At 70.5% G+C, this 16,218-nt stretch carries 16 protein-coding genes; 15 read left to right on the top strand and 1 reads right to left on the bottom strand.

What is annotated here, in order from left to right; all coding sequences use genetic code 11:
• The first annotated feature begins 12 nt into the window (after positions 1 to 12).
• From EP757_RS04090 to EP757_RS04030, 13 genes are all read left to right on the top strand, one after another.
• Positions 13 to 1,167, top strand: coding sequence for an exonuclease SbcCD subunit D (locus tag EP757_RS04090; protein WP_127542866.1), 1,155 nt, complete (start codon positions 13 to 15; stop codon positions 1,165 to 1,167).
• A complete protein-coding gene (locus EP757_RS04085; RefSeq protein ID WP_127542865.1) occupies positions 1,164 to 3,650 on the top strand; it encodes an AAA family ATPase in 2,487 nt (828 codons plus the stop codon). Before EP757_RS04090 ends, EP757_RS04085 begins: the two co-directional genes overlap by 4 nt.
• The gene (locus EP757_RS04080; RefSeq protein ID WP_127542864.1) at positions 3,647 to 4,627 is read left to right on the top strand and encodes a hypothetical protein; all 981 of its coding nucleotides are present in this window, start codon (positions 3,647 to 3,649) and stop codon (positions 4,625 to 4,627) included. The genes EP757_RS04085 and EP757_RS04080 overlap by 4 nt, the downstream gene beginning before the upstream one ends.
• Positions 4,628 to 5,171: 544 nt before the next feature.
• Positions 5,172 to 5,852, top strand: a complete 681-nt coding sequence (locus EP757_RS04075; RefSeq protein WP_127542863.1) for a sigma-70 family RNA polymerase sigma factor — start codon at positions 5,172 to 5,174, stop codon at positions 5,850 to 5,852.
• Complete coding sequence (locus EP757_RS04070; RefSeq protein WP_127542862.1) at positions 5,849 to 6,622, top strand: zf-HC2 domain-containing protein; 774 nt, start codon at positions 5,849 to 5,851, stop codon at positions 6,620 to 6,622. The genes EP757_RS04075 and EP757_RS04070 overlap by 4 nt, the downstream gene beginning before the upstream one ends.
• A 221-nt stretch (positions 6,623 to 6,843) precedes the next feature.
• The gene (locus EP757_RS04065; protein ID WP_174262509.1) at positions 6,844 to 7,545 is read left to right on the top strand and encodes a hypothetical protein; all 702 of its coding nucleotides are present in this window, start codon (positions 6,844 to 6,846) and stop codon (positions 7,543 to 7,545) included.
• Between the two features lie 28 nt (positions 7,546 to 7,573).
• Entirely contained in the window at positions 7,574 to 8,350 is a 777-nt protein-coding gene (locus tag EP757_RS04060; RefSeq protein WP_127542860.1) for a DUF4142 domain-containing protein, read from the top strand.
• A 38-nt stretch (positions 8,351 to 8,388) separates the two neighbouring features.
• Complete coding sequence (locus EP757_RS04055; RefSeq protein ID WP_127542859.1) at positions 8,389 to 9,612, top strand: Pecanex-like protein 1; 1,224 nt, start codon at positions 8,389 to 8,391, stop codon at positions 9,610 to 9,612.
• Between the two features lie 289 nt (positions 9,613 to 9,901).
• Positions 9,902 to 10,786, top strand: a complete 885-nt coding sequence (locus EP757_RS04050; RefSeq protein ID WP_232050628.1) for a DNA-3-methyladenine glycosylase — start codon at positions 9,902 to 9,904, stop codon at positions 10,784 to 10,786.
• A gap of 60 nt (positions 10,787 to 10,846) precedes the next feature.
• Positions 10,847 to 11,419, top strand: coding sequence for a GAF domain-containing protein (locus EP757_RS04045; protein ID WP_127542857.1), 573 nt, complete (start codon positions 10,847 to 10,849; stop codon positions 11,417 to 11,419).
• A 27-nt stretch (positions 11,420 to 11,446) separates the two neighbouring features.
• Positions 11,447 to 11,647, top strand: a complete 201-nt coding sequence (locus EP757_RS04040) for a hypothetical protein (RefSeq protein WP_127542856.1) — start codon at positions 11,447 to 11,449, stop codon at positions 11,645 to 11,647.
• Between the two features lie 43 nt (positions 11,648 to 11,690).
• Positions 11,691 to 12,620: a diacylglycerol kinase family protein gene (locus tag EP757_RS04035; RefSeq protein ID WP_127542855.1), complete on the top strand. Its 930-nt coding sequence runs from the start codon at positions 11,691 to 11,693 to the stop codon at positions 12,618 to 12,620.
• A gap of 122 nt (positions 12,621 to 12,742) precedes the next feature.
• The gene (locus EP757_RS04030) at positions 12,743 to 12,958 is read left to right on the top strand and encodes a hypothetical protein (protein WP_127542854.1); all 216 of its coding nucleotides are present in this window, start codon (positions 12,743 to 12,745) and stop codon (positions 12,956 to 12,958) included.
• Positions 12,959 to 12,962: 4 nt separating this feature from the next.
• Here the strand turns inward: EP757_RS04030 and EP757_RS04025 are convergent, their stop codons facing one another.
• On the bottom strand, positions 12,963 to 14,066 hold the full coding sequence (locus EP757_RS04025) for an MBL fold metallo-hydrolase (RefSeq protein ID WP_127542853.1): 1,104 nt from the start codon (positions 14,064 to 14,066) through the stop codon (positions 12,963 to 12,965).
• A gap of 122 nt (positions 14,067 to 14,188) precedes the next feature.
• Between EP757_RS04025 and EP757_RS04020 the strand changes: the two genes are divergently transcribed.
• Together EP757_RS04020 and EP757_RS04015 are read left to right on the top strand one after the other, a co-directional pair.
• Positions 14,189 to 14,707: a hypothetical protein gene (locus EP757_RS04020; protein ID WP_370457846.1), complete on the top strand. Its 519-nt coding sequence runs from the start codon at positions 14,189 to 14,191 to the stop codon at positions 14,705 to 14,707.
• 24 nt (positions 14,708 to 14,731) lie between these two features.
• Positions 14,732 to 16,198, top strand: a complete 1,467-nt coding sequence (locus EP757_RS04015; protein ID WP_127542851.1) for a deoxyguanosinetriphosphate triphosphohydrolase family protein — start codon at positions 14,732 to 14,734, stop codon at positions 16,196 to 16,198.
• The last annotated feature ends 20 nt before the right edge of the window (positions 16,199 to 16,218 follow it).

Here is a 16,218-nt window from a genome sequence, read left to right as displayed (position 1 = left end):
TAAGGTTTCGCGATGCGCATCCTGCACACCTCCGACTGGCACGTCGGCAAGGTCCTGAAGGGCCGCAACCGGCAAGAGGAGCACAAGCGCGTGCTCGCTCAGGTGATCGAGATCGCCAAGGCGGAGCAACCGGACTTGGTGATCGTGGCCGGTGACCTCTACGACACGGCGGCGCCGACACCTGACGCGACCCGGCTCGTCACCCGGGCGCTCTCCGCGCTGCGCAAGACCGGCGCGCGGGTGGTGGCGATCGGCGGCAACCACGACAACGGCGCGGCTCTCGACGCGCTGCGACCGTGGGCCGACGCGGCCGGCATCGAGCTGCGCGGGTCGTACCCCAAGGAGGGTCTCAAGGATCTTCTGATCGAGGGCACGACCGCGAGCGGTGAGAGGTGGCGGCTCGTGGCGATGCCGTTCCTCTCCCAGAGATACGCGATCCGGGCCGCCGAGATGTACGAGCTGTCCGCCGCCGAGGCGAACCAGACGTACGCCGATCTGGTCGCCCGCCTGATCGCCAAGCTGAGCGAGCCGTTCGCGGAGCCGGGCGTCGTCAACCTGCTCACCGCCCACCTGACGATCGTCGGGGCGAGCACCGGCGGCGGCGAGCGGGAGGCGCACACCATCATGGGCTACGCGGTCCCGGCCACCGTCTTCCCGCCGAACGCGCACTACGTCGCTCTCGGCCACCTGCACCGCACCCAGCAGATCATCTCGCCGTGCCCGACGCGGTACAGCGGCAGCCCGCTCGCCGTCGACTTCGGCGAGGAGGAGAACGTCTGCTCGGTCGCGATCGTCGACGTCGCCGCCGACCAGGCCGCCCGGGTCCGGGACGTGCCGGTGACCTCGGCGCTCACCCTGCGGACCGTGCGCGGCACCCTCGACCAGCTGCGGACGGTGAACCTTCCGGAGGCCTGGCTGCGTGTCCTGGTCCGGGAGGCGCCCCGCCCGGGCCTCCGCGAGGACGTGCAGGAGCTCCTGCCGAACGCGCTGGAGGTGCGCATCGACCCGGACATGCTGCCGAACACTTCCGGCAAGCGCTCGGCGGAGCGGGCCGGCCGTTCCCCGCGTGAGCTCTTCGGCGACTACCTGGACAATCGCGGGAACGCCGAGGAGGGCGTCCGCGAGCTCTTCGACGAGCTCTACGACGAGGTGAGCAGCAACCAATGAGGCCACTGAGGCTCGACATGGCCGGCTTCACGGTCTTCCGTGACCCGACCACCGTGGACTTCACCGACGCCGACTACTTCGTCCTGGTCGGCCCGACCGGCTCGGGCAAGTCGACGGTGCTCGACGCGATCTGCTTCGCCCTCTACGGCACGGTGCCGCGGTGGGGTGGCGCCCGCGGGATCGCCAACGCGCTCGCCCCGTCGGCCACCGAGGCCCGGGTGCGGCTCTGCTTCGAGTCGGCCGGCGATCGATATGTCGCCACCCGCGTCGTACGCCGGGACGGCCGTGGCAACGTCAAGACCGCCGGCGCCGGCCTGCAGCTGATGCCGGCCGGGTTCGACGTCACGAAGCTCGACACCGGCATGGACCTGGAAGACCTCGGCGAGGCCCTGGCCGGCACCCCGGCCGAGATGGACGGCGCGATCCTGGACGCGGTCGGCCTGCCCTACGAGCAGTTCACCAGTTGCGTGGTGCTGCCGCAGGGGCAGTTCGCCGACTTCCTGCACGCGAAGCCGGCCACCCGTCAGCAGATCCTGGTCAACCTGCTCGGCCTGCACGTCTACGAGAAGGTGCAGGTGCAGGCGTCCGAGCGGGGCAAGACCGCGGAGGCCAAGCTCTCCGTGGTGGAGCAGCAGCTGGAGGCGCTCACCGACGCCACGGACGAGGCGGTCGAGGAGGCCGCCGCCCGGCTGGACCGGATGCGCGAGCTGACCCGTGCCGTCGAGGCCGCCGTCCCGGGGCTCCGCGCCGCCCGCGAGTCCGAGAAGACCGCGGTGGCGGCGAGGGACACGATCGACGCCGAGCTGCAATCGCTGAGCTCCGTGCGTACCCCGGAGAACCTCGACGAGGCGACCGGGGCGACCACCGCGGCCCGTGCCGCCGCGGAGCAGGCGGCGAAGACGGTGCACGAGGCCGAGGAGGCCGAGGAGAAGATCCGTGGCGAGCTCGCGGCCGCCGGGGACGCCGGCACACTGCGGCTGATGCTGGACCGGCACACCGAGCTGCAGCGCCTCGTCGAGCAGGAGGACTGGTTCGCCGGCAAGGTGTCGGTGGCCGAGGTGGAGTACCGCGACGCGCTCTCCGCCGCCGAGCTGGCCCAGGCCGAGCACACCGGCGCGCAGCAGCTGCTGGAACAGGCCCGGCAGGACTACCGGGACGCCCAGCAGCGGGACCGCGCTGCCGCCCTGCGCGGTCACCTGGTGGCCGGTCACGAGTGCCCGGTCTGCGAGCAGACGGTCACCGTCGTCCCCGAGGTGCCGCAGGAGTCGGCGGTCCGGCTCGCCGAGGCGGCCGGCAACGCGGCGAAGACGGCGGCCGAGTCGGCGGCGGCCCGCTGGCGGGAACGCGACGCCGTGGCCCGCAACGTGGAGAGCGACCTCGAACGCAAACGCGGTCAGTACGAACATCATCGGTCCCGCCTCGCCGAGGTGCGGGCGGCCGTCGCCGGCCTGCCCGACCTGGACGCGGTCCGGGCGCGGCTCGCCGAGCTGGGCGTGCTCCAAGGCCGGCTGGAGGAAGCGGCGACGGCGGTCCGCACGGCCCGGGAGTCGCACCGCACGGCCCAGGCGGCGGTCCGCGCCGCCGAGGAGCAGCAGCGGGCGGCGTGGCGCACGTTCGACACGGTCCGCGACGGCCTGGCCCGGTTCGTCCCGCCGCCGGCCGACCGGGACGACCTGGCCGGCGCCTGGGCCGCGTTGGTCGGCTGGGCCCGTGGCGAGCACGAGGCCCGGCTCACCGCCCGGGCCGAGGCGGACGCGGCCGTCGACGCCGCGCATACCTCGACGGTCCGTGCCCACGGCCGGATCGTGGCGTTCTTCACCGACGCCGACCTCACCGTCTCCTCCGGCGACGAGGCCGGGCTGATCCGGGCCGCGGCGGTCGCCGTGGAGCGTGCCGAGGCGGCCTGGAAGCGGCTCGACGAGCGCCGCCGGCAGGCGAACGACGCGGCGGAACAGCGCAACGACCTGCAGCGGCAGAGCCGGGTGGCGAAGTCGCTCGCCGGTCACCTGCGGGCGAACAACTTCGAGCGCTGGCTCCTCGAGGAGGCGCTCGATCTGCTGGTCGACGGCGCCTCCGGGATCCTCCGCGAGCTGACCAACGGGCAGTACGAGCTGATCCACGACAAGGGCGAGTTCTTCGTCGTGGACCACCACGACGCCGGGCTCAAGCGCGGGGTGCGCACGCTCTCCGGCGGCGAGACGTTCCAGGCCTCGCTGGCCCTGGCCCTGGCCCTCTCCGAGCAGCTGGCCGGGATGAGCACGACGGCGGCCAGCCTGGAGTCGATCGTGCTGGACGAGGGCTTCGGCACCCTGGACGCGGCGACCCTCGACGTCGTCGCCGCCACGCTGGAGAACCTCGCTGCCCGCGGCGACCGGATGGTCGGGCTGGTCACCCACGTGCAGGCCCTGGCCGAGCGGGTGCCGGTCCGGTTCGAGGTGCACAAGGACGCGCGGACCGCGCACGTCGAGAGGTCAGGCCTATGACCAGGGTGTTCGTGGACGCGTGGGATCCCTCCTACGGCTCGTCGTACGAGGGCGGGGAGGGCGGCGACGGGCCGGCGTCGTCCAGTTCCCAGCAGGTCGACGTCGACGTGGAGGTGCCGGGGGCCGAGTGGGCGCCGATCGACGTGCCGACCGCGGTCCGGGCGCCCGACGTGGTGTTCCTGGTCGACGGCGTGCGCCGCAACGACGCGCAGCTCTGGACCGCCGAGGAGGACGGCACCTCCTATCCCGGGCTCGCCGCCTCCTACGCCGCCGGTGTGGTCCGTTGCGACCTCGGCCGTGGTCTGGCCGAGCTGGCCGCGGCTCGCGTCGCCCGAGGGCTGTTCACGGCCAGCCCGTCCATGGAGGAGTTGAACGCCGGCTCGGTGCGCTACGAGATCCACCGGGTCAGCGGCACCGGGGAGGCGAGCAAGCTGCCCGCCGCCGTGCAGCCGCCGCTGACCGCTCTGGAGATCGAGATCTCGGCGGCGGCCCGGGACGGCGGCTCGGACGGCGCCGACCTGCTCATCGTGGACGGTCCTCTGCGGAACCGGCGTCAGCTGCCCCGCACGATCGGCTATGTGAAGACCCAGCAGAAGCAGTACCTCCCGGCCGCGCAGCAGGCGGTGGTGCCGCGGCTGCGACCCGGGCAGCGGACGCCGGTCTTCCAGATCCTGTCGGTCTTCGGCGGCTGGACGTGGTACCTCCGTCTCCCCGGCTCGTCCGGGGCGCCGTGGTCGGGTGTGGTGCGGGTGGAGTGCTCGCCGGAGCTGAGCCCGGATCAGGCGATCGAGCTGGCCGACCTGTCCGGGGCGACGCTGCCGCGGCTGGCGTCGTCGGCGTACAAGGATCCCCGCGCGCCGCAGAACCTGGTGCCGATCGCGGGGCTGGAGCGGCGGTTGCGCGGGATGCTCGGGGACGCCCGGGTGCTGCATCGGGCCCTCGCACGGGAGACCGCGCGTACCCGTCTCACTTCTTGATCATCGGTCCCGGGTCGTGGGACCGCTGTGTGCACGTGGACAGCGTCGTTTCCAGAAAGCGCGAAGTTGACCACGAGTGCCGACCGGGCACATGATCGGCAAAGCGCCGCGAAAGCGTCCTAGCAGCGCCATCGGGAAATGGGAGCGCTCCCGACGGCTGGCGAATAATTGGGTACGAGTGGCATTCCGGGGTCACCCGAACGGTTCTCGGACGGTGCCTTTGACCACTTGTTACGCGATCCGATCGACGCTACGAAATCGTAGGTTCACGCTGCGAGATCACGCTCTCCCGCGTACGGGAGAATTATTCTCAGAGACATGTCTCCGGTCCGATGTCACTGAGTATCATTCCGCCTTACCTGGTGTCCGAATCGGCGTGGATCAATACGGAGGGTGATCCCCGAGGAAGCGCCCGCCCGTCCCACGATCGCAGCGGAGGACCGTTGAGACCGAGTGTCCCGGAAAATCTCGCGCCGGCATTGATCCCGGCAGCCCTTCCCGGCCGTACAACAGGCGACGGGGAAAGGTCCGGGCGGAGGTATCGATGCATGCGGTGGCCGAGGATCGGCTCGCGCCGGAGAGGGTGCGTGTGATGGCACGGCAACACTCCGGTGGTAGGTGGCAGGCTCTCGACGGTGGCAGCTCGCGCGACGAGGGGACAGTGATCCCGCGGCAGGCGCCGCGGCACGAAGCCGCTCCGAGCAGCAGTCCGAGCCACGAGGACACGCTGGTCAAGCTGCTCTACGAAGAGCACGCGGGCCCGCTGCTGATGTTCGTGCTGCGGCTGACCGGCGGTGACCGGCAGCGCGCCGAGGACATCGTGCAGGAGACCCTGCTCCGGGCCTGGCGCAACGCGCACCGGCTCGGCGCGCAGGGACAGCAGTCGCTGCGGCCGTGGCTCGTCACGGTCGCCCGCCGCATCGCCATCGACGAGCACCGCAGCGCCAACGCGCGCCCCGCGGAGACGTACGATCGGGAGCTGGAGAGTTTCCCGACGACGTCCGACGAGACCGACAAGGTCCTGCAGTCGATGACGGTGTCGGACGCGCTCCGACAGCTGAGCCACTCGCACCGGGAGATCCTCATCGAGACGTACTTCCGTGGCCGGACCGTCCCCGAGGCGGCGGAGGCGTTGAACCTCCCGCTCGGGACGGCGAAGTCGCGGGTCTACTACGCACTCCGCGCGCTGCGCACGGCTCTGCAGCAACGGGGGGTGACGGAATGACCCAGGAACAGCACTACGACGTCGCGTCGTACGCCCTCGGCGTGCTCGACGACCGTGACGCCGCGCGCTTCGAGGACCACCTGATCGACTGCCCCCAGTGCGCATTCGAGCTGGAGTCCTTCGTCCAGGTCGCGGACGTGCTCTCGACCGTCGACGCGGAGGCGCTGATCGCCGCCGAGCAGTCCGAGCGCGACGGTCAGCTGCTCGGCAACATGCTCGGTGAGGTCCGTGCCGAGCGCCGCCGGGCGAACAGCCGCCGGCTCTACTCGCTGGCCGCCGCCGTCGTGATCTTCGCGATGCTCTCGATCGGCGCGCTCTTCGCGGGCGGCGCCTGGCTCGGCGACGACGCGAAGGCGCCGGAGACCGGGGCGCAGGGGTCCAGCAGCCAGCTCGACCCGCTACCGAACTCCGACGGCGTCGGCCTCGGTGGCACCGAGCTGCCCGGCGAGCCGTTCAGCGGAGCGGACGCGCGGACCGGTGTGGCGATGGCCGTGGGCCTGGAGTCGAAGGACTGGGGTACCCAGGTGTCCTTCGCCGTCTCGAACATCACCGGCCCGAAGAAGTGCGGGCTCTACGCGGTCCGCACCGACGGCACCGCCGAGCTGCTCGCCAGCTGGGACATCGGCGAGAAGGGCTGGGGCACCGCGGCGAACCCGTCGCCGCTGCTGCTCCAGGCGGTGACCGGCACCACCCGGGAGGACATCGCCCACCTCCAGGTGCAGGAGATCACCGACAACGGCCCGGGGGAGACCCTGGTTCGCGTTCCGTAACCGTCTGAGCACAGAAAGGCCCGGCCGCCGACGCGGCCGGGTCTTTTTCGCATGCCGGGCAGAACCTTACGGATACCGCGTCCGGATGGTTCAAAGGAAAATTCTCCAATTTGATCGAGCCGAATGTTCAACCGACTTCGCACCCTCTCCGTACTACTGGCCGGAAATGGCGGAGCCATTAATCAGCTGGAGGGTCAGTGGTACCGGAGAAGCGGAAGTTGATGGTTGTCGGCGCGGCGCTCGCGGCGTTGGTCGCACTGCCCGGCTGCGCCCCGGCCGGATACGGAACCCCGGCTGCCGACTACGGCAATGCGGCTGAGCCGGCGTCGAACGAGGTAGCCGCCTCGCCGGGCGCCACCGCCGAGGCCGAGGCCGACCCGGAGTCGACAGCGGAGGCGGACCCCGAGTCCACCGCCGAGGCCGCTCCCGGCGACGAGGCGAACACGCCGGAGATCAGCGAGGAGCTGACCACGACTCAGCTCACCGCCACCAAGGTGGCGAAGATGGGCGAGACGGTTCAGGACCAGGACGGCTTCGTCCTCTACCGGTTCGACAAGGACGAGGACGACCCGGCCAAGTCGAACTGCAACGGCGACTGCGCCGAGATCTGGCCGGCGGCCCTCACCAACGACGGGGAGCCCTCGCTGGACGGCGTCGACGAGAGCCTCGTCGGCACGGTCACCCGCGCGGACGGCACCAAGCAGCTGACCCTCAAGGGCTGGCCGCTCTACCGCTACATCGGCGACAAGAAGCCGGGCCAGTGGAAGGGCCAGAACGTCAGCGGCACCTGGTTCGTGATCACCCCCGAAGGCACCAAGAACCTCACCTGCCTCCCGAAGATCTCGAAGCCTGTCGCACCGCCCGCCAAGGACGACGCGGGTGCTGAGGAGTCCGAGGACTCCGGCAGCGACTACAGCTACTGATCGCACTCACCCGAGGTTGGAGTTGTTGATGAAGACCCGTCGTGTCCCCCGATGGCTGGTCGGCTCCCTGGCCCTGGCGCTGGCGTTCATGATGACGCCGGCCGGGGTGGCCCACGCCGATGACGCGGTCCCCATCCCCCCGAACACCGGGCTCACCGACAAGGGCACCGGCGTGGTCAGCGCCGCCGACCGGGACTTCGTCATCAAGGTCCGGCTCGCCGGCCTCTGGGAGATCCCGGCCGGCAACATGGCCCAGGAGAAGTCCGAGAACACGACGGTCGCGAAGGTCGGGAAGTCGATCGCCGAGCAGCACGTGGCGCTCGACAACCTCGACCGCGCGGTCGCCAAGAAGCTCGGGATCAGCCTGCCGAACCAGCCGAACGGCGACCAGCAGGGCTGGCTGAACGAGATGCGTACGGCGGCCACGCCCGCGCAGTTCGACCAGATCTTCATCGACCGTCTCCGCTCGGCGCACGGCAAGATCTTCCCGGCGATCGCGACGATCCGGGCCACCACGCGCAACGACTCGGTCCGCAAGCTGGCCCAGCAGACGAACCAGTTCGTCATGACCCACATGACCCTGCTGGAGAGCAGCGGCATCGTCGATTACGCGGCGCTCCCCACGGCGCCCGCGCCGGCCGCGGCGGCCGGTCAGGGCCCGGTTCCGGTCGACAACCAGATGCTGGTCGCGGCCACCGAGGGCGGGAGCATTCCCGGCCTCAGCAACACCGTCATCCTGCTCGTCCTCGCTGCCGCTCTGGTTGTCGGGGTCATCACGACCATGCGCATCTTCCGGGCGCGCTAGGTCTAACTCGCCCACGGCGACCAAGAAAGGTGTCACCCATGCGAAGGTCCAAGTACCGGCGCGCCAGTTCCCCGACGTGGTTCAGCGGTCGGCGCCGCATCATCGCCGTCGCGGCCACGCTGGTCGCGTTCGGCGGCATCGTGACCGTCACCCAGGTCTCGAACGCCAGCACCGACCGCACCACCAAGAGGGCTCTGGCCGCCTGTGACGACCTGGCCGCCCCGAACTCGGTCGACCTCTCCACGGAGACTCGGCAGGGGACGTACACCACCAACAACGGCCGGGTCACCCAGCACGCCGACGACGGCGCCGGCGACGTGGCCACCGCCGCTCAGGTGCGGGCCCGGTGCCGCACGTGGGTGATGAACAACGTCGCCGACGAAGAGGGCACGACCGAGGCGACCACCCAGGCTCGCCGCCGCGGCAACGGCGGCGGGAACAACAACGGTGGTAACAACGGCGGCAACAACAACGGTGGGAACAACGGGGGCAACCAGAGCCCCGCCCCGTCCGAGGAGGCGTCGCAGCCGGCCGAGGAGGAGACGCAGCCGCCCGCCGAGGGTGGGGAGTCGCAGCCGCCGGCCGAGGAGTCCCAGCCGCCCGCCGAGGAGGAGCAGCCCCCGGCCGAGGAGGAGCAGCCGCCTGCCGAGGAGCAGCCGCCCGCGGAGGAGACCCAGCCGCCCGCCGAGAACCCGACGACCCCGCCGCCCGGCGCCGGTCTGGGCATCCTGACCAACAGCTGCGACACCTCGAACCTGGAAGCGCACGACGGTTTCCAGAAGGGCGACCGGTGCGTCTCCACCGAGTTCGGTGAGGTCGGCGCGGCCGCGAACAACCCGACGCTGCTGATCACCCGGTCCCCGCGGCAGGTCAACGTGAACACCCCGTTCACCCTCTCCATCAGCACCCGCAACCTGATCCGGGACCGCTTCCTCGCGGCCGGCCAGGGCGGTTACTACGTGGAGTCGAGCGTCCTGCAGAACGGCCTGGTCCGCGGTCACTTCCACACCGCGTGCCGGATCCTGCAGAGCACCAACCAGGCCCCGGCCCCCGACCCGGTCCCGGCGTTCTTCGTCGCGACCGAGGACAGCCGGGGCGGCGCGCAGCCGGACACCGTCAACATTCAGGTGCCGGGTCTGCCCGAGGCGGGTACGTTCCAGTGCTCCTCGTGGGCCGGTGACGGTTCGCACCGCACGCCGATGATGGAACGCGCCAACCAGACCCCCGCCTTCGACTCGGTGCGGATCCGCGTACGCGGCTGACCGAGCGTCACTACCGAACGCGGAGACCACCGCCACTCGGCATCGCCGGACCGGACGACAGTCCGGGACCCCCCTTCGGCGCGGCCGGCCGTCCTTTCCCCTGCCGGACGGAAACAGTGGCGGGCCTCCCGGCCACCACCGGGAGGCACTCCGCACCGGGTGGCCGGACCTTTCTCGGGTGTCCGGTTCACCGCCCGATGGCCCTGACCCCGGAGCAAGGTCAGGGCCATCGGCCTGCCCTTTCACTGCTTCGGGGTGGCATAGTTGCCCGGTGACCGTGACTCGCCGGATGACGCCGCCCGAGCGTTACCACTTCGGCGCGTCGGTGCGGCCCCTGCTGGTCCCGAAACACGATCCCTGCGCCGTTCTGCGGGACTCCGAACTGTGGCTCTCCGCGCGTACCCCGGAAGGGCCCGCGGCATTGCACCTGGCTCGCACCGCGGGGGAGCTGGTGGCGACCGGTCACGGACCGGGTGGCGCCTGGATGGCCGACCGGGCCGACGCGATCGCCGGGCTGCGTGACGACCTCACCGGATTCCCCGAGCTGGCCGCGTCGAACCCGCTCGTCGCGCGGCTCGCCAAGACCTTCGCCGGCGTGCGGCTGCCGTCGACCGGGCAGGTCTTCCCCCGGCTGCTGCGCGCGATCCTGGAGCAGAAGGTGACCGGCAAGGAGGCGCACCGGTCGTACCGGGCGATCTGCCGGCATTTCGGCGAGCCCGCGCCCGGCCCGGCGGGTCTCGTGCTCCCGCCCGACCCGGCGGTGATCGCCGGGACGCCCTACTGGGCCTTCCACCCGTTCGGCGTCGAGCAGCGCCGCACCCAGGCCCTGCTGCGGGCCGCGCAGGTCGCCGGGCGGCTGGACGAGTGCTCGGGATCCGCCGAGGCGACCACCCGGATGACGTCGTTGCCCGGCATCGGGCCGTGGACCGCCGCCGAGGTGGTGCGCTACGCGTTCGGCGATCCGGACGCGGTGAGCGTCGGCGACTTCCACATCCCCAACACGGTGGCGTGGGCACTGGCCGGCGAGACCCGGGGGACCGACGCGCGGATGCTGGAACTGCTCGAACCGTTCCGCGGTCACCGAGGCCGGGTGTGCGAGCTGTTCGCGCTCGGCGGGATCGGTGCTCCGAAGTTCGGCCCGCGGATGCCGGTGCGATCGTTCGCGCGATTCTGACCTTTTTTGACTGACCCGCTGTGCGACTTCTCCGCGTCGTCAGGACATAGGCTGTCGTCCATGACAGCGTCGTCTAACGCCTACGAATATCTTGACAACGTCGGCCCCCGCGACAGCGAGGAGGCCCGGCTCGCGGCCGTCCGCCGTTATCGCATGGTGGATCAGCCGGTCGAGGACGCGTACGACCGGATCGCCTTCGTGGCCGGCGCGATCTTCGAGACTCCGATCGCGACGGTCTCCCTGGTCGAGCAGGACCGGGTCTGGCTGGCTGCCTGCCAGGGGCTGCCCGGTGTCCGCGAGGTCGGCAAGGAACCAGGGCTCTGCGCCTCGGTGATCGCCCAGGACGACGTCTACGTGATCAACAACGCGGCCGTCGACGCGCGCACGCTCGACCACCCGCTGGTCCGGGGCGAACTCGGCCTGCGGTTCTACGCCGCGGCGCCGATCCGGACCCACGACGGGTACCGCCTCGGCACCGTCAACGTGATCGACAGTCGGCCGAGGGATGCCAACCAGCGGCAGCTCAAGGCCCTCGAGCATCTCGCCTCGATCGTCGCCGACGAGCTGGAGCTGCGGCTCATGGTGATCCGCAGCGCGGTGGCCGAGCAGCGGATGCGTGACACGGTGAGTTGATCCCGCTTTCTGGGTATGCAGACAGACATGATCTGGAACTTCGCCCGCAAACTGATTCTGACCGCCATCCTTGTCCCGCTCAGCGCTGCCGGCGCTCGCAAGCTGAGCGACACGATCGACCGCCGCCGGGGCTCCAGCAGCCGCGGCACCCGCATGCTGCGGCAGGGCGCCGACACGTTGCAGAGCATGTTCGGGCGGAAGAAGCGCCGCCGGTTCGGGTTCCTCTGATCGACCTGTTTCACGGTTCGGCTGTTCTGGGTACGGCGGCGATATGCGTACCCCCCGCACCATCGCCGTCGTTGCCCACCAGCGGAAGACCCTCGGTGGCGGACTCGACGAACTGCGCCGGCGCGTCACCGGCCAGGGTGTCGACGAGCTGCTCTGGTTCGAGGTCCCGAAGAGCCGCAAAGCCCCCAAGCAGGTCCGCAAGGCCGTCGAGGCCGGCGTCGACCTGCTGATCATCTGGGGTGGTGACGGGATGGTCCAGCGGTCGCTCGACGTCCTCGCGTCCACCAAGGGCGGCAGCAAGATCCCGGTCGCGATCATGCCGGCCGGTACGGGGAACCTGTTCGCCACCAATCTGGGAATCCCCGAGGACCTCGAGAAAGCCGTGGAGATCGCCTTCCACGGCGATAGGCATCGCTTCGATCTCGGACTGCTGGGCGGCGAGCACTTCGCCGTGATGGCCGGTGTCGGCTTCGACGGCGCGATGATCAAGGATGCCGACGGCGCGTTGAAGGATCGGCTCGGCAAACTGTCGTACGTCTGGACCGGCATCCGCCACGTCAACGGCGAGGCGCCCCACGCGAAGATCAAGGTGGACGGCACCGACTGGTTCGACGACGAGGCCAGCTGTGTGCTGATCGGCAACGTCGGGACGATCACCGGTGGGATCAAGGCCTTCGACGACGCAGCGCCGGACGACGGATGGCTGGATGTCGGAGTCGCCACGGCGCAGGGGGCTCTGCAGTGGGCGCGGGCGCTCGGGACCATGGCGGTGGGGCGTTCGGATGATTCGCCGTTCGTCCGGATGACCCGGGCGCGGCGTGTCGACGTGAAGCTGGAGTCCAAGCTCGAATACGAGCTCGACGGTGGCGCTCGGGCCAAGACGCGGAAGTTCACCGCCGAAGTGGTTCCCGGCGCGGTGACCGTCTGTGTGCCCGCTTCCTCCCCGGAAAAGCCGGACGCATCCACTGACTGATAAGCGACAGATAGGTTCGTACCCGGCCGTTTCCTTTTTGCCGGTATATGCCGTGCTATCCCCTGGATTGTTCTGGTGACGTCAGCCCAGACTGGCTGTTCACCACTTTCCAGGGGGTTCCCATGAGGTATCTGAGCGTCGCCGTGACCGCCGGCGGCCTGCTGGCGATCGCCTATCGCCTGGGCCGGTGCAAGGCGGCCTGGCACGAGGTGACAGCGGCCAAAGAAGGGCTGCGCACCAACCGCCGAAGGGCGTGGCTGCACACCGTCCGATTAGCGACGGCGATAGCCGTTCTGCTGATAGGCCTGCTGGCGGCAGGCTTCCACCTGGCCGGCTGAATACTCAAGCGATCTGCTGCCACCAACCGTCGACCGGCGGCGGGTTGTCGACGTCGACGCGCTCGCCGGGGCGGGGGATGGCGAGGCGGACGTCGCGTGCTTTCGCCTCGCGCCAGGTGCGGTCGGCGGGCTCGGACCAGTCGTGCAGGGCGAGGTTGAAGGTGGCCCAGTGCACCGGGATCATCAGGCCGCCGCGGACGTCGACGTGCACGGCGACGCCGTCCTCGGGCAGCATGTGGATGTCCGGCCAGGCGTCCCCGTAGGCGCCCACCTGCACGAGGGTGGCGTCGAACGGTCCGTATTCCTCGCCGATCTCGGCGAATCCCGGGAAGTACCCGGTGTCGCCGGAATAGAAGACCTTGCGGGTCGGGCCGAGGATCGCCCAGCTCGCCCAGAGCGTCTCGTCACGGTTGAAGCCGCGGCCGGAGAAGTGCCGGGCCGGCGTCGCCACCAGCTCGATGCCGTTGACCTTGGCCTTCTCGTTCCAGTCGAGCTCGATGATGCGGGTCGGCGGGACGCCCCAGCGTTCCAGGTGGGCGCCGACGCCGAGCGGCACCAGGAAGGGCGCGGCCTGCAGGTCGACGAGGTTCTGGATGGTGACCATGTCGAGGTGGTCGTAGTGGTCGTGGGAGATCAGCACGGCGTCCAGCGGGGGCAGCTCCCGCAGTGGCAGCGGCGGCTCGTGCAGGCGGCGCGGGCCGGTGATGCGGGACGGCGAGCAGCGGTCGCTCCAGACCGGGTCGAGCAGGATGCGCCGGCCCTCGATCTCGACGAGCGCCGAGGAGTGGCCGTACCAGGTGACGTGCAGCCCGGTCGCGTCCAGGCCGGGCGCCGGCGTGACCAGCGGGATCGGCTGGTGCGGGTGGCGGGCCTCGCGGCCGGTCAGCGTGGCGGCGAAGACCTTCGGCATCGACGCGGCGGCGAGCATCGTGGCGGGCACCGTGTTGCGGAATTTACCTTCGGAGAACTGTGGCGACGCCTCCACCCGGCTGCGGCGATCACCGCGGGACTTCCCGCCGATCTGCCGGGGGATGTCGCGGGCGGCCCACACCGCCGCGGCGCCCAGAGCCAGTGCCAACACGGTACGGGTACGCGGTCGCTTCGCCATCCTCACAGTCTGAACGCCAACGGGCGCGCGCGACCACCGAGACCGCATGAAACACTCGCGGCGTGACGCTCGACACCCTTCAGGCCCAGCACAGTCTCATCGTCCGGCAGCGCATCCGGTTCATGGTCAACCAGTACGAGGTGCACGCCGTCGGCCCGGACGGCGGTGAGGCCGGCGTGCTGGCGTTCGCCCAGCAGAAACGGCTCGCCTTCAAGGAGCAGGTGACCCTCTACACCGACGACACCAAGCAGACCCCGCTGCTCGGGTTCAAGGCCCGCCAGGTGATCGACCTGGGCGCCACCTACGACGTGACGGACGCGTACGGCCAGCCGATCGGCCTGTTCAGGAAGAGCTTCGCGGCCTCGCTGCTGCGTTCCACGTGGGTGCTGGAGCAGCCCGGATACGCCGAGATGGTCGGCCAGGAGCGCAGCCAGTTCGTCGCGATCCTGCGCCGCTTCATCGACGAGCTGTCGTGGCTGCCCTACCACTTCGACTTCGTCATCGGTGACCGCCCGGCGTTCTCCGTGGTGCGCAAGTGGGGCCTGCGGGATCGGTTCGCGGTGACCATCCATGACCCGCACCTGGACCGCCGGCTGGTCGTGGCGATGGCCGTCGCGCTGGACGCCCTGCAGTCCCGGTAGAAAGGGCGCGATAACCTCCCGGGCATGGACGATCCCCGTGCTCAGCGCCTCTTCGGCGACAGTCTCGTAGCCCCGGGCGACCTCGCGTCGAGCCCCTACCGGGTGGACCGGGACCGGATCGTCAGCTCGCCGTTCCTGGCCCGTCTCGCCGGTGTCACTCAGGTGATCAGTCCGGGCGGGGCGGGCCTGCTCGTGCACAACCGGCTCACCCACAGCCTCAAGGTGGCGCAGGTCGGGCGGGCGATAGCGGAACGCCTTGTCGCGGCGAATCCGGATCTGACCGACAAACTGGGTGGCTGTGATCCGGATGTCGTGGAGGCCGCCGCCCTGGCTCACGATCTCGGACACCCGCCGTTCGGGCATCTCGGCGAGCGGGTTCTCGACGGTCTCGCGCGGCATCGACTGCGGCTGCGGGACGGGTTCGAGGGCAATGCCCAGTCGTATCGGATCGTGACGAGCACCGAGGTCCGGGGCCAGGCGACAATCGGTCTGAATCTGACGAACGCCGTTCGGGCGGCGATCCTGAAATACCCGTGGACGAGGCGCGAACACCCCGACCCGCACCCGCGTTTCATGGATCCGGCGCCGCGGGGCGCCGCTGTCGTCCCGGACGATCCCGATGGCGGGTCGCTCAAGTTCGGGGCGTATTCCACGGAGATTTCGGATATGCGGGCTGCGCGGGCCCCCTTCACCGGCCGGGTCGCCGACTGGCAGCAGACCGTCGAGGCCTCGGTGATGGACACCGCCGACGACATCGCCTACGCCATCCATGATCTCGAGGACGTCCACCGCGTCGGCGTTCTCCAGCAGGGCGCCGTGGCGGCCGAACTGATGGCCTGGCAGCGCTGGGGCCACGAGACTGATCTGAACCGGGCAGGCGGCGCGATCGAGTCTCTCCGCCGCCAGCTGCACCGCAAGGACGGCTGGATCGCCGACGACGACGCGTTCGCCAGTGCCGTCGAACTGGTCCGCGCCGAACTGGTCGACGGCCTGCTGGCCAGGCCGTTCGACGGCTCGATCGAGGCCGAGGCGCGCGTGGCGGCGTTCTCCGCGAACTGGACCCGCCGCCTCGTCGACTCCATCGAGCTGATCGGCCAGCCGGCGATCCGGAGCGGTCACGTACAGCTGGCCCGGGCGCAGTGGCACGAGGTGCAGATCCTCAAGTTCGTGCAGAACCGGTTCGTCCTGGAACGTCCCGACCTGGCCCTGCATCAGCGCGGCCAGGCCCGCCTCCTCGCCTCCCTCGTCGAGGCCCTCCTGGCCTGGCTCACCGACCCCGACGAGGAACAACGCCTCCCGCGCCGCCTCCGCGACCTGGTCGAGCTCGCCGAGGCCGAACTCCCGCCCGGCACCCCGGAACGCATCGGCCGGGCTCGCGGCCGCGCGGTCGTCGACTTCGTGGCGGGCCTCACCGACAGCCAGGCGGTCGGCCTCATGGAAGCCCTCTCCGGCCGCTCACGGCAGCTCTGGACCGACGCTTTCGTCCTTTAAAGAGCCTTCCTTCTCCTCTC

Source organism: Actinoplanes sp. OR16, from assembly GCF_004001265.1.
GTDB lineage: Bacteria > Actinomycetota > Actinomycetes > Mycobacteriales > Micromonosporaceae > Actinoplanes.
The sequence above is the reverse complement of the archived record's forward strand: the minus strand, read 5'-3'. Positions and strand labels throughout refer to the sequence as shown.